Source organism: Microbacterium sp. SWDP-B6, from assembly GCF_059803615.1.
Genome location: NZ_JAPFGV010000001.1, coordinates 390525 through 405913, shown reverse-complemented (window position 1 = coordinate 405913; position 15389 = coordinate 390525). Strand labels below are relative to the sequence as shown.

Here is a 15389-nt window from a genome sequence, read left to right as displayed (position 1 = left end):
TGCGACCTGACCCGCAGCGGCGTCTGAGGCGGCGGCCGGTGAGCCGGATCAGAGTCGGAGAGCGAGGATGTTGGCGGTGAGCCCGGCGGCCGTGCCGCAGAGGATCACGGTGTCGCCTGCCCCGACGCGACCGCTCTCGAGCGAGCGGGCGAGCATGAACGGCACGGACGACGAGACCATGTTGCCGAAGTCCCGCACCTCATCGATCCGACGGTCGGCAGGGATTCCGAGGCGGTCGAGCATCGGCCCGAGCGCGGCAGACGCCTGGTGGGGAACCCAGAGGGCGACATCGTCGTGCGCGATCCCCGATCCTCGGTGGAACGCCTCGAAGAACTCGGGAAGCACGCGCATCATCCCCAACAGCGCCCGGCGCCCGTTCATGTCGAACAGGTAGTCAGCGGAGTCTCCCGCCGCATAGGCCTGCGCGGGCGATCCCGACAGCCCGCCCCTGATCTCCGTGTCGTGCGCATACGCGGGCCAGGTGCGCTGAGCGCTGGCGATCACTCCTCGGTCGCCGTCAGCGGAGCGGCGCAGCACGACGGCCGCACCGGCGTCGCTGAAGAGCTCGAAGCTCTCGCGCTGCTCCGGATTCAGGAACCGCGTCCCCACATCTCCTGCGAACACGAGGATCGTCTCATGATCCCCGGCATCGAGATACCGCGAGGCGATGTCGAGCGCCGTGATGAAACTCGTGCAGGTCGAGTTCACGTCGAAGGCCGCCGCATGCCCGGTGAGCGTGAGTCTCTCCAGCACGAGCGCGGCCGTGCACGGGATCGGCTGGATCCCCGCGGCAGACGCACCGAGAACGAGGTCGACGTCGTCCGCCGTGATGTCCGCGTGCGCCAGTGCCCGCTCGCACGCCTCAGCCAGCATGTCGAGATGAGACACGTCGTCGTCGATGCGGTACCGCGTCTCCTCCCCGAATCGGACGACACGCGAAGGCAGAGAAGTCCCCCAGCCCACGATCTCGCAGTTCCTCACCATCTCCGGTCCCCCCATTCCTGCACCACGCGTCGCAGCTTCACGGCCCCGTCGTTCACGTAGTCGACGAACGTGATGTCCGGCCGCTCGCACCCCAGCCGGTCGGCCAGCGCATGCACCTCGTCTTCGACGAGACGCCGAGATCGATCGTCGAGGGTGTCGAGCGCGATCTGCAGCCGCGACTCGCCGATCTGGGTGATGCGGTATTCGTCGAACCCTTCGGCATAGAGCAATGCGCGCGCGATCACGTCTGCGAAGACTGGCAGATCCCGGCCGTCGAGGGAACGGAACACCAGGGTGTCGCCCTCTCGTCCTTCGATGCGCTCGATCGCGGTGAGCGCGCTGCCGCAGGGGCACGGTCGCGTGCGCTCGCGGAGCACGTCGCCGAGCCGATACCGCACGATCGGCTGCGCGCGACGGCGCAGGTCCGTCACGATCGGCGTGAACCGCTCGGCATCCAGCGCCTCGCGTTCGACCAGGATGTTGTCCTCGTTCAGATGGATCACCCCGTGCTCGCAGGTGTGCGCGAGGAATCCCTCGGTGCACTGGTAGAGCTGGTGCAGGACGGGCTGTCCGAGGGAGGCGGTGATGCGCCGCTCGTCAGAGAGCTCGAGCACCTCCGCCACCGAATACACCCGCTGCGGCACGACGTCGAATCCACCGGCGTCGGCCGCACGTGCGATCAGCCTCAGCACCGACGGCGGAGCCACGAGGATGGTCGGTCGGTACTCGCGCAGCCGGGCGATGTTGTCGTCCATGTCGGTGTAGACGTCGAAGTAGCGGAACGAGACCGCCCGCGAGCCGACCGACTCGTACAGGCTGTTGTCCGCCCGGAGGAACAGCGCGATCCGATGCCCGAGGAGCCTGCCCCGAGGCAGGGTGCGGGCGAGCACGGTTCCCACCCAGGCATCGCGTTCGGCGCTGCTGACCACGAAGAGGCCGCGGTGGCCGCTGGTGCCGCTCGACAGGCCCACCGAGTTCGAGCCCAGATCCGCGTCGAAGTCACGGGAGCGCTCGTTCGCGATCGCCAGTGCGAGGGCCTCGTCCTTGCCCACGCCGACGGTGTTGATCTCGTCGAAGCGGCTCATCATGACGCTCTTGTCCATGAGCGGCAGTTCCGAGAACGAGCGCGTCGCGAGAAGGTCGCGGAAGTAGGGCGACCGCCGTCGCAGGAATCTCAGGTGCGAGCGCAGCAGGCGCCTCTGACGCCGTTCGACCGCAGCCCGAGTGCGCAACGGGCGGAGCCAGCGTGCCGCGACGAACTCGCGCAGGATCCTGAGCTTCGACATCAGCTCAACAGCTCCTTCGCGTCGAGCGGATCATGGCTGCAGACCACGCGGATGCCGGCCGCTGCGAGCTCGCCGAGAATCCGTGCCGTGGCGGCGTATCGATCAGCATCGTGCTGGACGGCCCGGGGCAGGGCCTTCAGCGTGCCGGAGGCGTCGATCAGATCGCTCCCCCATGCCGCATCGCCGGCGAGCAGGACGCGGCGCTCGATCAGCGCGCCGAGGTGTCCGTCGGCATGGCCGGGCAGATCGACGACGAGGTACGAACCGTCGCCCAGAAGGTCGTGAGTTCGCAGTGCGGTGCCGCCGACCTCGACGGTGGCGAAGGCTCCCTCGTCGATCACGATCCGCTCGGCATCCGAGAACCAGCTCGGGAGCAGGCCGGTGAGCACCCCCGCGCGCAGTCGCGGAGCCGACAGCGTCCGCTCGTGCCCCGCGCTCAGCACGAAAGTGGCATGCGGGAACCGACGGACTCCCCCGACGTGGTCCGGATGCAGATGAGACAGCACGACGTGCGTCACGGACGCGGGGTCGACGCCGTCTGCGCGGAGCCGGGCGGCCACATCATCCGCGTCCCCGACGATCGGAGGAAGCAGACGACGGTAGACGGCACCGCGCCAGCCGGTGTGCCACCGCCCCGTCGCATAACCGGTGTCGAACAGCACGCGCCGGCCGTCCGCGGTGTCGTACAGGAACACGCCGGAGGGGAACTCGCGGACACCATGCGGTGCGCCGCGGAACATCGCGCCGACGTCATGTGAGGTGCTGCCGCAGACGTAGTGGCGGAGGCGGCCGGTCACGCATTCTCCCTCAGGTGTGCGGCCACGCCGGCGAGAGCGTCATCGAGCGACACCTCGGGGCGGTATCCGAGTTCCGCCTTCGCGCGCGTGATGTCGAGCGTCTGAGAGTACGCGATCGTGCTGAGCGTGTAGCGAGTGAGCGGCGGCTCCGGCCGCCACGGCAGCATCGAGCAGACGCCCTCCGACGCGGATGCCAGCACCCAGGCCGCTCTTCGGTGCATCGGGCGGAACCGCGGGGTCTCCCCCATCCGCTCGAGAAGGATCGTCAGCAGTTCGCGGAACCGCCGCGGGTCGTCGTTGGTGATGTTGTACACCCCGCCCGCGGCGTCTCCGTGGGTCAGAGCGAGGCGCAGCGCCAAGGCCACGTTCTCGACCGCCGTGACGTCGATGAGATTGTCGCCGCCGTCGAAGACCGGCACGCCGATGCGTGCGTGGACGTCGAGAAGGCGGGGCACGAGGCTCGGGTCGCCCACGCCGATCAGGCCGCGGGGGCGCACGATCACGAGCTCTGCGATCTTCCCGCTGTCCACGGCGTCGAGCAGCAGATCCTCGGCGGCGATCTTCGAGCGGATGTACCCGTTCAGTCGATTGGAGCGATCGACGTCGGGTTCGCGGATGCCGATGCGGTCCCGAGGTGCGGCATACACGCTGGGAGACGACACATGCACCACCCGGCGCACACGGTTGCGACGGGCGAACTCGACGACATGATCGGTGCCGTCGACGTTCGCCTCGCGGAAGTCCCTCCAGCGCCCCCAGGGAGCCGACAGCGCGGCGCAATGGATCACGGCGTCCACGGGGAGGTCCTGCGTGCGGAGAGAGGCCAGATCGCCGAGAACTCGGTGGCCGTCGTCGGCGACCAGCTCGAGCGCGTGCTCGTTGCGGCCCGCGGCGAAGACCTCGTATCCGTGTCTCCGCAGCTCGGGCACGACGTGACCGCCGAGGAACCCGCTCGCCCCCGTCACCAGCACACGGGCTCCGGACATGCTCATCACGATAGTCGTCCTATTGTGGTCGAGTGCGCATCGCCATGGTCACCGACTACTACCTGCCCACGCTCGGCGGCGTGCAGACGGTCATCAAGGCGCACAGAGAGGCTCTCGAGCAGGCCGGGCACGAGGTCTTCGTGTTCGCGCCCCTGGCCGAGTCCGGCGACGACCCGCATGTCGTGCGCCTGCCGACCGCCCGTCGCTTCGCACCGGACGGATACCCGTTCGCCTGGACCCCCTCGGCCGTTGCGGCGTCGCTCACCGAGGGCCTGCGCTCCCGCCGAGTCGACATCGTCCACGTGCACACCGAGATGTTCGCGGCGCTGGGCGGTTTCGAGGCGGCGAAGACTCTCGGACTACCGGTCGTGCAGACCATGCACGGACGCATCGACGTCTACACGCGCTCTGTGTTGCCGCTGCCCTCGATCACGACGGCGCTGCTCGCGACCATGCACCGGCGCCGCATGAGCCACGACAGCACGGTGGTCGACAGCAGCGCGCCATATGCGCAGACACGTGCGGCGCGGCTCATGTGGCGGCTCATGGTCAGCCAGGCGAATCATGCCGACCAGGTCATCGTGCCCTCCGCCCATTTCGCCGCGAAGCTCTCGGCTCAGGGCGTGCGGACGCCGCTCACCGTGCTCTCGAACGGCCTGGAGGCGACGGTGCTCCACGAGGTCGGCGCTCCCCCGCCGCGCATCCTCGACCCCGCAGAGCCGCTTCGAGTGGTGTGGTGCGGAAGGCTCTCGCCCGAGAAGCGTCCTGAGGTCTTCGTCGACGCCGTGAGTCAGCTCTCGGGCATCCGAGCCGAGATGTTCGGCGACGGTGTGGCCAGACATCGCGTCGCCGCGGCATCAGACGGCATGGCTGCCGGCAAGCTCACGGTGCACGGCGGGGTCGCCCAATCGCGCGTGCTCGAGGCGATGCGCGGTGCGCACGTCCTGGTCTCGAGTTCCCTCGATTTCGACAATCAGCCGATGGTGATCCTCGAGGGGATCGCCTCCGGTCTGCCGGTGATCGTCACGGATCCCGATCTCCTCGAGATGCTGCCCGACGGCGGTGGGCTCGTCACTCGGACACCGGATGCCGAGGGCCTGGCGGCCGCGATCCGAGAGCTGCGCGACGATCCCGCGCGGCTCACTCGGATGAGCGCAGCTGCGATCGCTCACCGAGAGCGAGTCTCTCAGGACACCCACCGAGACGCGCTGCTGGACGTCTACCGGGCCGCCATGGCTCTGAAGCGATGATGCTCAGGCATCGATCGATTCACGCGAGAGCCGGTCGGACGACTCGATGATGAACTCGCGACGAGGAGCGACCTCGTTGCCCATCAGCAGTTCGAAGACTCGGCCGGCCGCTTCGGCATCCTCCATGCGCACGCGGCGCAACAGGCGTCCGCCACGATCCATGGTGGTCGTGGCGAGCTGCTCCGCGTCCATCTCGCCGAGACCCTTGTACCGCTGGATCGGCTCATGCCAACGTTTACCCGACTTGCGGAGCTTTGCAAGCAGCGCGTGCATCTCCTGCTCGCTGTAGGTGTAGATCGTCTCGTTGGGCTTGGAACCCGGGTTCATCACGATCACACGGTGCAGCGGTGGCACTGCGGCGAACACGCGACCGTGCTCGATGAGAGGACGCATGTACCGGTAGAACAGCGTGAGCAGCAGCGTGCGGATGTGAGCGCCGTCGACGTCGGCATCGCTCATCAGGATCACCTTGCCGTACCGTGCGGCGTCGATGTCGAAGCTGCGGCCCGAACCCGCGCCGATCACCTGGATGATCGAGGCGCACTCGGCGTTGGAGAGCATGTCGCCCACCGACGCCTTCTGCACGTTGAGGATCTTGCCGCGAATGGGCAGCAGCGCCTGGAACTCGCTGTTGCGGGCGTTCTTCGCGGTGCCGAGAGCGGAGTCGCCCTCGACGATGAACAGCTCGCTGCGCTCGACCTCGTTGGTGCGGCAGTCGACCAGCTTGGTCGGCAGCGTCGACGACTCGAGGGCGTTCTTGCGCCGCTGGGTCTCTTTATGGGCTCGCGCAGAGACGCGAGCCTTCATCTCGGCGACGACCTTGTCGAGCAGCTGCGTCGCCTGACTCTTGTCGTCGCGCTTGGTCGAGCTGAACCGCGCCGCGAGATCCTTGCGAAGCACCTGGGCGACGATCTGGCGCACGGCGGGCGTGCCGAGGATCTCCTTCGTCTGACCTTCGAATTGCGGTTCGGGGACGTTCACCGTCAGCACAGCGGTGAGCCCGGCGAGGACGTCGTCCTTCTCGAGCTTGTCGTTGCTGCCGACCTTCAGTCGGCGTGCGTTCTGATCGACCTGCGAACGCAGCACCTTGAGCAGCTCCTGCTCGAAGCCCTGCTGGTGCGTGCCGCCCTTGGGCGTGGCGATGATGTTGACGAAGGACCGCGTGGTCGTGTCGTAGCCGGTGCCCCAGCGCATCGCGATGTCGACGGCGCAGACGCGCTCGACCTCGGTGGCGATCATGTGGCCATCGGCCTGCAGAACCGGAACGGTCTCCTTGAACGTGCCTTCGCCCTGAATGCGCCAGGTGTCGGTGACGGGCGCGTCGTTCGCGAGGTACTCGACGAACTCCGAGATGCCGCCGTCGTACCGGTACGACGTCTCGATCGGCTGCCCCTCGACCTCCGAGCCGTTGGCCGCGCGCTCATCGCGGATCACGAGTTCCAGCCCCGGAACGAGGAAGGCCGTCTGACGCGCGCGGGTCACCAGGTCGTTGAGCTGGAACGCAGCATCCTTCGTGAAGATCTGGTGATCCGCCCAGTAGCGGATGCGCGTGCCGCTCGTGCCGCGCGGCGCCTTGCCGACGACCCGGAGCTCGCTCTTGTCCTGGAACGGCGTGAACTTCGCGTCCGGTCGCTTCTCGCCGCTGTCGGCGAAGAGTCCGGGCTCGCCACGGTGGAACGACATCGCGTAGGTCTTGCCGCCGCGGTCGACCTCGACGTCGAGGCGCTCGGAGAGGGCATTGACGACGGAAGCTCCGACGCCGTGCAGACCGCCGGAAGCCGCATAGGACCCGCCGCCGAACTTGCCGCCGGCGTGCAGCTTCGTGAAGACGACCTCGACGCCGGTCAAGCCCGTGCGCGGCTCGACGTCCACGGGGATGCCCCGGCCACGGTCGTGCACCTCGACGCTGCCGTCATCGTGCAGGATGATGTCGATCTTCGAGCCGTTGCCCGCGACGGCCTCGTCGACGGCGTTGTCGATGATCTCCCAGAGGCAGTGCATCAGGCCCGGGGATCCGTTCGAACCGATGTACATACCGGGACGCTTGCGGACGGCCTCGAGCCCTTCGAGCACCTGGAGATGATGGGCGGAATACTCGGCGGTCACAATCTCCGAGTCTATTCGCGATGCCCCTGCTGCAGCCGCAGACACTCCCCGCTAACCCCTACGAGGCGTCCCGCGCGTACGCGCTGAGCGAAACACGCCGCAAACCGGGCATGTGTACACCGTCAGCGTGGTTGTATTGAACACGCCCAACCAGCGAACCCGACACTCAAGGAGGCACCATGATGAACGCAACGACCGAACGTGAGACCTCCGCCGTCGAGTTCCGCCTGACCGCCATGGATCGCTGTGATTCATGTGGCGCTCAGGCCTACATCGCCGCCGAGGTCAACGGCTCCGAACTCCTCTTCTGCGCACACCACGGACGCAAGTACGAAGAGAAGCTCCGCAGCATCGCAACGAGCTGGCACGACGAGACCGCTCGCCTGATCGACTGATCAGCTGCGGTCACATCCGCCTCGGAGCCCGTCATCTGACGGGCTCCGCATTCGTTAAGGGGTGCTCACCCGTCGGATGCGAGCGGTGAGTCGGGTGAGGATCTCCTCACCGACGGTGTCGATGCGCTCGGCGAGGGTCGTCGCGCTCGACTCGCCATGATCTCCTGCACCGAACATCCAGACCGAGTCGCCGATCCGCATTCCCGGCCACCCCTCGACCACCGAGGTCACCGCGTCGATGCGCAGAAGCTCGCGAGCCCCCGCGAGGGTGCCGACTCGGGCCCCTGCCAGCGTCGACGGGATGCCGTCGAATGCGCCGATGCCCACCACGGCGTCACCGTCGACGATGTCGACGACCGTCGCAGTGAGCTCCGCGACCGGTGCCACCCCGGCAAGATCGGGGCCATCCGCCGAACGGACGCCGTAGCAGAACGCTCCGATCCGCGACACCGAGCCGCGAAGCTCGGGGCGCCACCAGGACGCGGCGGATGCCGTCAGGTGCAGCGCCTCGGGTGTCGCGCCCGACTGCTCCGCCACGCGCACGGCGTCGAGGAAAAGGGTCTGAGCCTCGTCGTCCTCGTCATCGCTCGCCTCGGCGAGATGGCTCCAGATTCCCACGAGCTCCAGGTGCCCTGCGGCCTCACCGGCGCGCACCTCGGCGATGGTGCGTTCCCACTCGGCCGGAAGCAGCCCGTTGCGATGCAGACCGGTGTCGATCTTCAGATGGATCCGCGCCCGCAGTCCCCGTCGCGCAGCCAGCGCCGTGATGCGCGACAGGTACTCCGCTGATCCGACTCCCAGGTCGATGCGTGCGCGCAACGCTTCGTCGACCTCGTCATCGGTCGAGGTGGCCCATGCGAAGATCCGCCCCGTGTCACCCAGCACGCGTCTTGCCTCGACACCACTGCGGACGTCGTACGCCCCGTACCAGTGGACGCCCATTCCTCTCGCGGCCTCCACGGCCCAGCGCAGACCGTGACCGTAGGCGTCGTCTTTGAGCACGATCATCAGCGCCGACGGAGCGATGCGATCGCGCACGGCACGGATGTTCGACCTGAATCTCTCTGTGTCCACGCGCAGTTCCGGACGGCTCATGCCTCCCACCCCCGCTCCGCGTGGGAGCCTGCGACGGCGACGAGCTCGGCGATCGTGAGTCCTGTCACCGCGCCCCATCTCGCGAGGGAGGGAGCGGCAGGTCCGCGCCCTCCGAAATAGGTGGCATCGGCTCCGGTGGCGACGGCGTCAGAGCCCTGCAGATCGATCACGCACACGTCCATCGCGACGCGCCCGATGATCGGCCGTTGCACGCCCTCGATCTCGACGTGGGCGGCGTTGCCGAGAGCACGGACGATTCCCTGCGCGTATCCGCCGGTGACCAGTGCGGCAGTCGTATCGCGCGTCACTCGATGTGTGTAGCCGTAGGAGACCGCGTCTCCGGCGGCCAGCGGCTTGGTGGAGAGCACTCTGCCGACCAGGCGCATCACCGGCCTCGTCCGCAGAGTTCCGTCAGGGTCAGGCAAACCGTAGAGCAGGAACGGGTCGATATCGGCATCGCCGTCCGTCACCGCGTCGATGCCCTCGAGCGCCAGCGCCTCCGCCTCTGTGGCGTAGTCGACCCGCACGGAGGCCGCTCCGGCCGCGACGACGGCGTGAGCGACAGCGAGCACTCCGTGCCCCCAGGCATCCCGGCGAAGGTCGGCCACGCGGCCCCCGGCGGCGACAGCGGCGGTCGATGCGGCCGCCAGCGCCGACCGCGAGATCATCGCGCGCGGACGAGAGCTCGAAGTCTTCTCACACACGTTTCCAGCCTAGCTCCGCCTTCTCAGGATGCCCTGCGCACCCACCGTAGACTGGAGGGGACCCCGAACTTGGAGATCCATGTCACGCTTTTCCCTCGCGCCCCGCGTCCGCTACCTGCTGGCGCGCGCCCGCCGCATCGACGTCGCCTCGGTCATTGAGAGGGCCAAAGAGGCGTCATCTCAGCACGGCAAGGCGGTGCCGCTCGTGGTCGTCGACATGCTGTGGTCCGCCGGGCGACACAACGTCGGGTTCCAGGACTACATCGACTACGACTTCGCGATCCTCACCAAGGCGGAGCGCGACACGTTCATGACCCACCCGGTGTCGAACGAGATCTCCCAGAAGTACGACCACCCGGACTACCGCCACCTGTTCCACGACAAGGCGGAGTTCAACGCCGTCTTCGACGCATTCCTCAAGCGCGAATGGATGCTCATCACCGAGGGCAACGCAGACGAGCTGCGTGACTTCACCGAGCGCCAGGGGACGATCGTCGTCAAGGAGACCCACGGGCAGGCGGGCACCGGTGTGCACCGCTATCACGCCGCCGACGTCACCGACTGGGACGCGTTCCATGCCGAGCTCCTGTCGAAGAAGCAGGTTCTCGTCGAAGAGGTCATCCGCCAGCACGCCGATCTCGCGGCCGTCTGCCCCGGAACCGTCAACACCACGCGCATCACCGCGTTCTTCGATGGCGAGAAGACGCACATCCTCGCGATGGCTCAGAAGTTCGGACGCGGCGCGGTGAGCGACCAGATGAGCTTCGGCGGCTTCTACACGATGCTCGACGAGAGCGGTCACTCCGTGGGCTCCGGATACGACTCCCACGGTCACGTGCACGTCACGCACCCGGACTCCGGCTTCCCCATCGCCGACTTCCAGCTGCCGTTGATGGATGAGGTCCGCGAGTTCGTGGATCAGGTCGCTCGTGTCGTGCCGCAGATCCAGTACGTCGGCTGGGATGTCGTGGTCACCCCCGACGGTCCGGTTCTGGTCGAGGGCAACTGGGGTGCCGGCGTGTACGAGAACAAGCCGAGCGTCACCGGCATCCGCACAGGACACAAGCCGCGCTATCAGGCCGCGATCGGATTCTGACCGCACGAAAGGCATGCAGAAGGCCCGGATGCTGAGCATCCGGGCCTTCTTGCTGCGACGTGCGACTCGAGGAGGTCAGACCTCGCGGACGATGCCCATGGGCGTCGACTGCGTGGCCTGTCCGAGCGGGTTGTCGCCCAGGATCTGAACGAGTCGACGCTCGCCTGCCTTGTCGAGCGTCGAACCGAGGATGTTGCCGCCGATGTCGTTGATGTCGACGACGGCCACTTCGAGGTTCCCACCGAGCATCTTCTTCAGGCGCACTGCGACCTCGCGCGGGTTCTTCGGGCCGAGCACGACTGCCTGGTTGTACGGCGGGATCGTGTTCTTCGTCGGGCCGTCGATCGCACGCGCCTTGTCGCCGGCGATGCGGTAGAAGTCGCCTCGGCGCCCGAAGGCCTTGGTGATGACCGAGACACCGGCAGCGAACAGGATCCGCAGGGTGCCGCACTCGCGCAGTGCCATCTCCATGGTCTCCGGCATTCCGAGACCGATGCCGTAGGAGGTGCGGACGACGTATCGCGAGAGGAAGCGTGCGAGAGGTCGCGGCGAGATCTCGTCGAGCCGGTACGACCGACCCTGCGTGATCGCCACGATCTTCTCGGTCACGAACAGCAGGTCGCCCGGCTGCACCGCATCCTTCGCGTACTCCATGACGACCGACTCGAGGTCGTCATCGGGCATGACGACGCGCGTCCGCAGAGGGATGCGCGCGTAGCTCTTGCCGTCGACGCTCGCCTCGAGCGACTTGCCCTCGTTCGCCTGCATTACTCGAGGTAGTCCCGCAGCGACTGCGAGCGGCTCGGGTGGCGCAGCTTCGCCATCGTCTTCGACTCGATCTGACGGATGCGCTCACGCGTCACGCCGAACGTGTCACCGATCTGGTCGAGCGTCTTGGGCTGCCCGTCACCGAGTCCGAAGCGCATCCGGATGACACCGGCCTCGCGCTCGGACAGCGAGTCGAGCAGCTGCTCGAGCTGACGCTGCAGCATCGTGAAGCCCACGGCGTCGGCCGGGACCACGGCCTCGGTGTCCTCGATGAGGTCGCCGAACTCGCTGTCGCCGTCTTCACCGAGCGGAGTGTGCAGCGAGATCGGCTCGCGGCCGTACTTCTGCACCTCGACGACCTTCTCGGGCGTCATGTCCAGCTCGCGGCTGAGCTCTTCGGGCGTGGGTTCGCGGCCCAGGTCCTGCAGCATCTGGCGCTGCACGCGGGCCAGCTTGTTGATGACCTCGACCATGTGCACCGGGATGCGGATCGTACGGGCCTGGTCGGCCATGGCACGCGTGATCGCCTGACGGATCCACCAGGTGGCGTATGTCGAGAACTTGAAGCCCTTGGTGTAGTCGAACTTCTCGACCGCGCGGATCAGGCCGAGGTTGCCCTCCTGGATCAGGTCCAGGAACTGCATGCCGCGACCGGTGTAGCGCTTGGCGAGAGACACGACGAGACGCAGGTTCGCACCCAGCAGGTGGCTCTTCGCGCGCTGGCCGTCGCGGGCGACCCACTGCAGGTCGAGTCCGAGCTGACTGGCCTTCTCGGCAGCAGTCATCGTGGAGAGCTTCTCCTCGGCGAACAGCCCGGCCTCGATGCGCATCGCGAGCTCGACCTCTTCGGCCGCGTTCAGCAGAGCGACCTTTCCGATCTGCTTCAGGTAGTCCTTGACAGGGTCGGCGGTCGCACCGGTGATCTGCGTCGAGTAGACGGGCACGTCTTCGTCGTCGTTCGACGAGATGACGATGGCACCTGTCGGCAGAGGCTCAGTGAACTTCGGCTTCGAGTCCTCGTCGTCCTCGTCGGGCTCTGCGGCGGGAGGAGTCTCGTCGTCTTCGACGATGTCTTCGGCCTTCTTCTTCTTCGCGGGCGCGCGCTTGGCGGCGGCCCGCTGCGCTGCCGTCTTGGGGGCCGGCTTCTCAGCCGCCTCCTCGACGGGAGCGTCGACCTCGGGAGCGTCGGCGGTCTTCTTCGTCCGGGTCTTCTTCGTCGTGGCAGGAGTCACGTTTCGCCTTTCACGGGGCCGCTCGCTGGCCCCGGAGCATTTCGGACACTAGTAAGACCCTTGTCAAGTCAGATCTCCGGAAAGATCGATTGACAACGGGTCAGACTCCTAGTATCGCACACGTGTGGGCATGCCGGTGCAATCGGCCGAAGTTCACGCCTTCGACGTCAGCCTCGACCCGGTTTGTCCTCGTCGCCGCTGGGGCGAGAGGCGAGATAGCGCTCGAGCTCTGCAGCCAGTTCGTCAGCGCTCGGCAGGTCGCGCTCGTTGAAACCACCCTCGTCGTACGACCCGTCCTCGGGGTCACGGCCGGCCATATAGGCGTCATACCGGCGCTCGAGCCCCTGCACCATCTGCTGCAGCTCGTCGTTGCCGATCACCTGATCATCGACGCGGGTGCGGTAGTCCTCTCGGCGTTCCTGCACCTCGTCGAGCAGGATCACCAGGCCGGTCGCGGCCATCAGCTTCTCGGCCGCCGCGATCACGGCGTCGGGGTTCTCGGTCTCGGCGAGGTAGTGGGGCACCAGCAGCACGAAGCCGACGACCCGCTCGCCGTGCTCGGCGAAGCGGAACTCGAGGAGGTGGCCCGCGGTCGCCGGCACCTGCGTGCGCGGACGCCACACGGAATGCGCCACGGTGAGCTCGCGCCTGTTGCCGCTCACAGTCGTGCCGATGGGGCGGGTGTGCGGCACGGGCATGGCGATCGAGTGCACCCAGTTGAGCCCTGACACCTCGAATTCGTCGGCGAGTTCGAGCACCGTGCGTGCGAACTCGTTCCACGCGAAATCAGGCTCGTACCCGGCGAGGAGGAGGAACTTCTGGCCGAGAGCATCGGTCGCGAGCGACAGTTCGAGCCGTGCGGGGCGGAACTCGGTCAGATGGTCCTGATCGAACGAGATCACCGGGCGACGCGCGCGGTAGTCGAGGAGCACATCGTTGTCGAAGACCACGACCGGCTGGGGAGAGGTCGTCTCGCGAAGGTGCTCGATGAGCCCCGAGACGGCGTTGCCTGCGTCGGTGAAACCCGTGAGGAGCAGGACAAGGGGCAGTCCGCGCGGCACGACCGGCGCGTTCGCTACACGTTCATGTATCTCTCCGGAGAAGGGCATGAGTCAATGCTACGAGCAGCGTCGGACGGCCGGGCGGTGACCTTCAAGCTGAGAGCGAACACCCGCTCGGCGACCGGACGCGCGGCCGACCTAGGATGGAGTCATGACGCTTCCCGCGCTCTCGCGCACCTCAGATCAGTTCCCCGGAAGCGCTGCAGACGCCGCAGTGCTGGTCATCCCCGAGATCTCGGACTCGACGGAGTCGCTGAACGGCTATCCCGGACTCACCGAATCGCTGCAGGGCATCGGCTTCACCGGTTCGGCGTCCGCCTTCACCCGTGCCTATGCCCCCGAGGTGACGACTCTGCCGCTCGCCGTCGTGGGTGTCGGGCGCGCGCCGGACGCCCAGGCAGTGCGCAACGCGGTGGGCGCCGCTCTCCGTTCACTGACCGGCTTCGAGACAGTGTCCGTGGCATTGGCGCCGGGCCTCGAGGAGTTCGCGGCAGCCGCCGCAGACGGTGCAGTGCTCGGCGCCTACCGGTTCGAGGGGTACCGCAAGGACTCGGGCAAGAGTCGCGCTTCCTCAGTCCTGCTGCACGCAGAACTCGACGACGCCGCCCTCTCCCGGTCGATCGCCGTCGGCGAGGCAGTGGCCCTGGTCAAGGACCTCGTCTTCGTCCCCGCCGAGTGGCAGAGCCCCACACAGCTCGCGCAGAGCGCGGCAGACAGTGTCTCGGGTCTGGCAGACGTCACCGTCGAGATCCTCGACGAGGACGCCCTCGCTGAGCAGGGATTCGGCGGCATCCTCGGCGTCGGTCAGGGCTCCGACAGGCCTCCGCGCCTCGTCCGCCTCGACTATGCGCCCGCGAAGGCGACACGCCACATCGCCCTCGTCGGCAAGGGCATCACATTCGACACCGGCGGACTCTCGCTCAAGCCGGCAGCCTCGATGGTCGGGATGAAGTTCGACATGGCGGGCGCAGCGACGAGTGTCGCCGCGCTGCGCGCGATCGCGACCCTCGGCCTGCCCGTGCACGTCACGGCCTGGCTCTGCATCACCGACAACATGCCCTCCGGGCGCGCACTGCGTCCCGGCGACGTCATCCGCATTCTCGACGGCACGACCGTCGAGGTCCCGAACACGGATGCCGAGGGCCGCCTGGTCATGGCTGACGGCCTCGTGGCCGCCAGCCGCGAGAACCCCGACGTCATCATCGACGTCGCTACTCTCACCGGCGCGATCGTCATGGCACTCGGACACCGTCACACGGGTGTGTTCGGTGACGACGCCGCGGTCGCGGAGTTCCTCACCGCCACCGACGCAGCCGACGAACTGGCCTGGCACATGCCGCTCCCGGCGTACATGGAGGACTCGCTCGACTCCCCCATCGCCGACATGCAGAACGCGAACATGAGCGATCGCATGGGCGGGGCCTCGTACGCCGGTCTCTTCCTGCGCCGCTTCGTCGGCCGCGTCTCGGAAGAGAAGGACGCCCCCCGCATCCCCTGGGTGCACCTCGACATCGCCGGTTCCGGCGAGCACAACGGGGCGCCGTACGGGTTCACCGACAAGGGCCCCACAGGAGCGATGGTCCGATCGATCATCGCGTTCGCCGAAGCATCCCACAAGGAGGCATGACC

The 15389-nt window shown here is 67.5% G+C and carries 14 protein-coding genes; 4 read left to right on the top strand and 10 right to left on the bottom strand.

Annotated features, from left to right (window positions below; genetic code table 11):
- Positions 1 to 48: 48 nt before the first annotated feature.
- Genes OPU70_RS02075 through OPU70_RS02060 form a run of 4 tightly spaced genes read right to left on the bottom strand, consistent with a single transcriptional unit; the run spans position 49 to position 4053 of the window.
- Positions 49 to 963, bottom strand: a complete 915-nt coding sequence (locus tag OPU70_RS02075; RefSeq protein WP_475435024.1) for a 3-oxoacyl-ACP synthase III family protein — start codon at positions 961 to 963, stop codon at positions 49 to 51.
- Between the two features lie 14 nt (positions 964 to 977).
- Positions 978 to 2270: a F390 synthetase-related protein gene (locus OPU70_RS02070; protein ID WP_498557058.1), complete on the bottom strand. Its 1293-nt coding sequence runs from the start codon at positions 2268 to 2270 to the stop codon at positions 978 to 980.
- On the bottom strand, positions 2270 to 3067 hold the full coding sequence (locus OPU70_RS02065) for an MBL fold metallo-hydrolase (protein WP_079112875.1): 798 nt from the start codon (positions 3065 to 3067) through the stop codon (positions 2270 to 2272). The genes OPU70_RS02070 and OPU70_RS02065 overlap by 1 nt, the downstream gene beginning before the upstream one ends.
- The gene (locus OPU70_RS02060) at positions 3064 to 4053 is read right to left on the bottom strand and encodes an NAD-dependent epimerase/dehydratase family protein (RefSeq protein ID WP_042540285.1); all 990 of its coding nucleotides are present in this window, start codon (positions 4051 to 4053) and stop codon (positions 3064 to 3066) included. Before OPU70_RS02060 ends, OPU70_RS02065 begins: the two co-directional genes overlap by 4 nt.
- A gap of 32 nt (positions 4054 to 4085) precedes the next feature.
- Between OPU70_RS02060 and OPU70_RS02055 the strand changes: the two genes are divergently transcribed.
- A complete protein-coding gene (locus tag OPU70_RS02055; protein ID WP_042540202.1) occupies positions 4086 to 5303 on the top strand; it encodes a glycosyltransferase in 1218 nt (405 codons plus the stop codon).
- A 3-nt stretch (positions 5304 to 5306) separates the two neighbouring features.
- Here OPU70_RS02055 and OPU70_RS02050 read toward each other — a convergent pair whose 3' ends face one another.
- Positions 5307 to 7409 (bottom strand): DNA gyrase/topoisomerase IV subunit B, encoded by a 2103-nt coding sequence (locus OPU70_RS02050; protein ID WP_082041087.1) that lies wholly within the window; start codon positions 7407 to 7409, stop codon positions 5307 to 5309.
- A gap of 182 nt (positions 7410 to 7591) precedes the next feature.
- On the opposite strand from OPU70_RS02050, the gene OPU70_RS02045 reads away from it, so the two are divergent.
- Entirely contained in the window at positions 7592 to 7804 is a 213-nt protein-coding gene (locus OPU70_RS02045; protein ID WP_042540282.1) for a DUF7455 domain-containing protein, read from the top strand.
- Between the two features lie 54 nt (positions 7805 to 7858).
- Here the strand turns inward: OPU70_RS02045 and OPU70_RS02040 are convergent, their stop codons facing one another.
- Both OPU70_RS02040 and OPU70_RS02035 read right to left on the bottom strand, forming a co-directional pair.
- Positions 7859 to 8899 (bottom strand): alanine racemase, encoded by a 1041-nt coding sequence (locus tag OPU70_RS02040; protein ID WP_498557057.1) that lies wholly within the window; start codon positions 8897 to 8899, stop codon positions 7859 to 7861.
- Entirely contained in the window at positions 8896 to 9603 is a 708-nt protein-coding gene (locus tag OPU70_RS02035; RefSeq protein ID WP_498557056.1) for an alanine racemase, read from the bottom strand. The genes OPU70_RS02040 and OPU70_RS02035 overlap by 4 nt, the downstream gene beginning before the upstream one ends.
- A 79-nt stretch (positions 9604 to 9682) precedes the next feature.
- Here OPU70_RS02035 and OPU70_RS02030 point away from each other — a divergent pair, with 79 nt between their 5' ends.
- A complete protein-coding gene (locus OPU70_RS02030) occupies positions 9683 to 10699 on the top strand; it encodes a sugar-transfer associated ATP-grasp domain-containing protein (RefSeq protein ID WP_042540198.1) in 1017 nt (338 codons plus the stop codon).
- 75 nt (positions 10700 to 10774) lie between these two features.
- On the opposite strand, the gene OPU70_RS02025 is transcribed toward OPU70_RS02030, so the two are convergent.
- The 3 genes from OPU70_RS02025 to OPU70_RS02015 all read right to left on the bottom strand — a co-directional run bounded on the left by OPU70_RS02025 (position 10775) and on the right by OPU70_RS02015 (position 13808).
- Complete coding sequence (locus tag OPU70_RS02025; protein ID WP_498557055.1) at positions 10775 to 11467, bottom strand: coenzyme F420-0:L-glutamate ligase; 693 nt, start codon at positions 11465 to 11467, stop codon at positions 10775 to 10777.
- Positions 11467 to 12699: an RNA polymerase sigma factor gene (locus OPU70_RS02020; RefSeq protein ID WP_042540194.1), complete on the bottom strand. Its 1233-nt coding sequence runs from the start codon at positions 12697 to 12699 to the stop codon at positions 11467 to 11469. Before OPU70_RS02020 ends, OPU70_RS02025 begins: the two co-directional genes overlap by 1 nt.
- Before the next feature lie 167 nt (positions 12700 to 12866).
- Entirely contained in the window at positions 12867 to 13808 is a 942-nt protein-coding gene (locus OPU70_RS02015) for a proteasome assembly chaperone family protein (protein ID WP_079112880.1), read from the bottom strand.
- A gap of 103 nt (positions 13809 to 13911) precedes the next feature.
- Here OPU70_RS02015 and OPU70_RS02010 point away from each other — a divergent pair, with 103 nt between their 5' ends.
- Entirely contained in the window at positions 13912 to 15387 is a 1476-nt protein-coding gene (locus tag OPU70_RS02010; protein ID WP_498557054.1) for a leucyl aminopeptidase, read from the top strand.
- Positions 15388 to 15389: the final 2 nt, after the last annotated feature.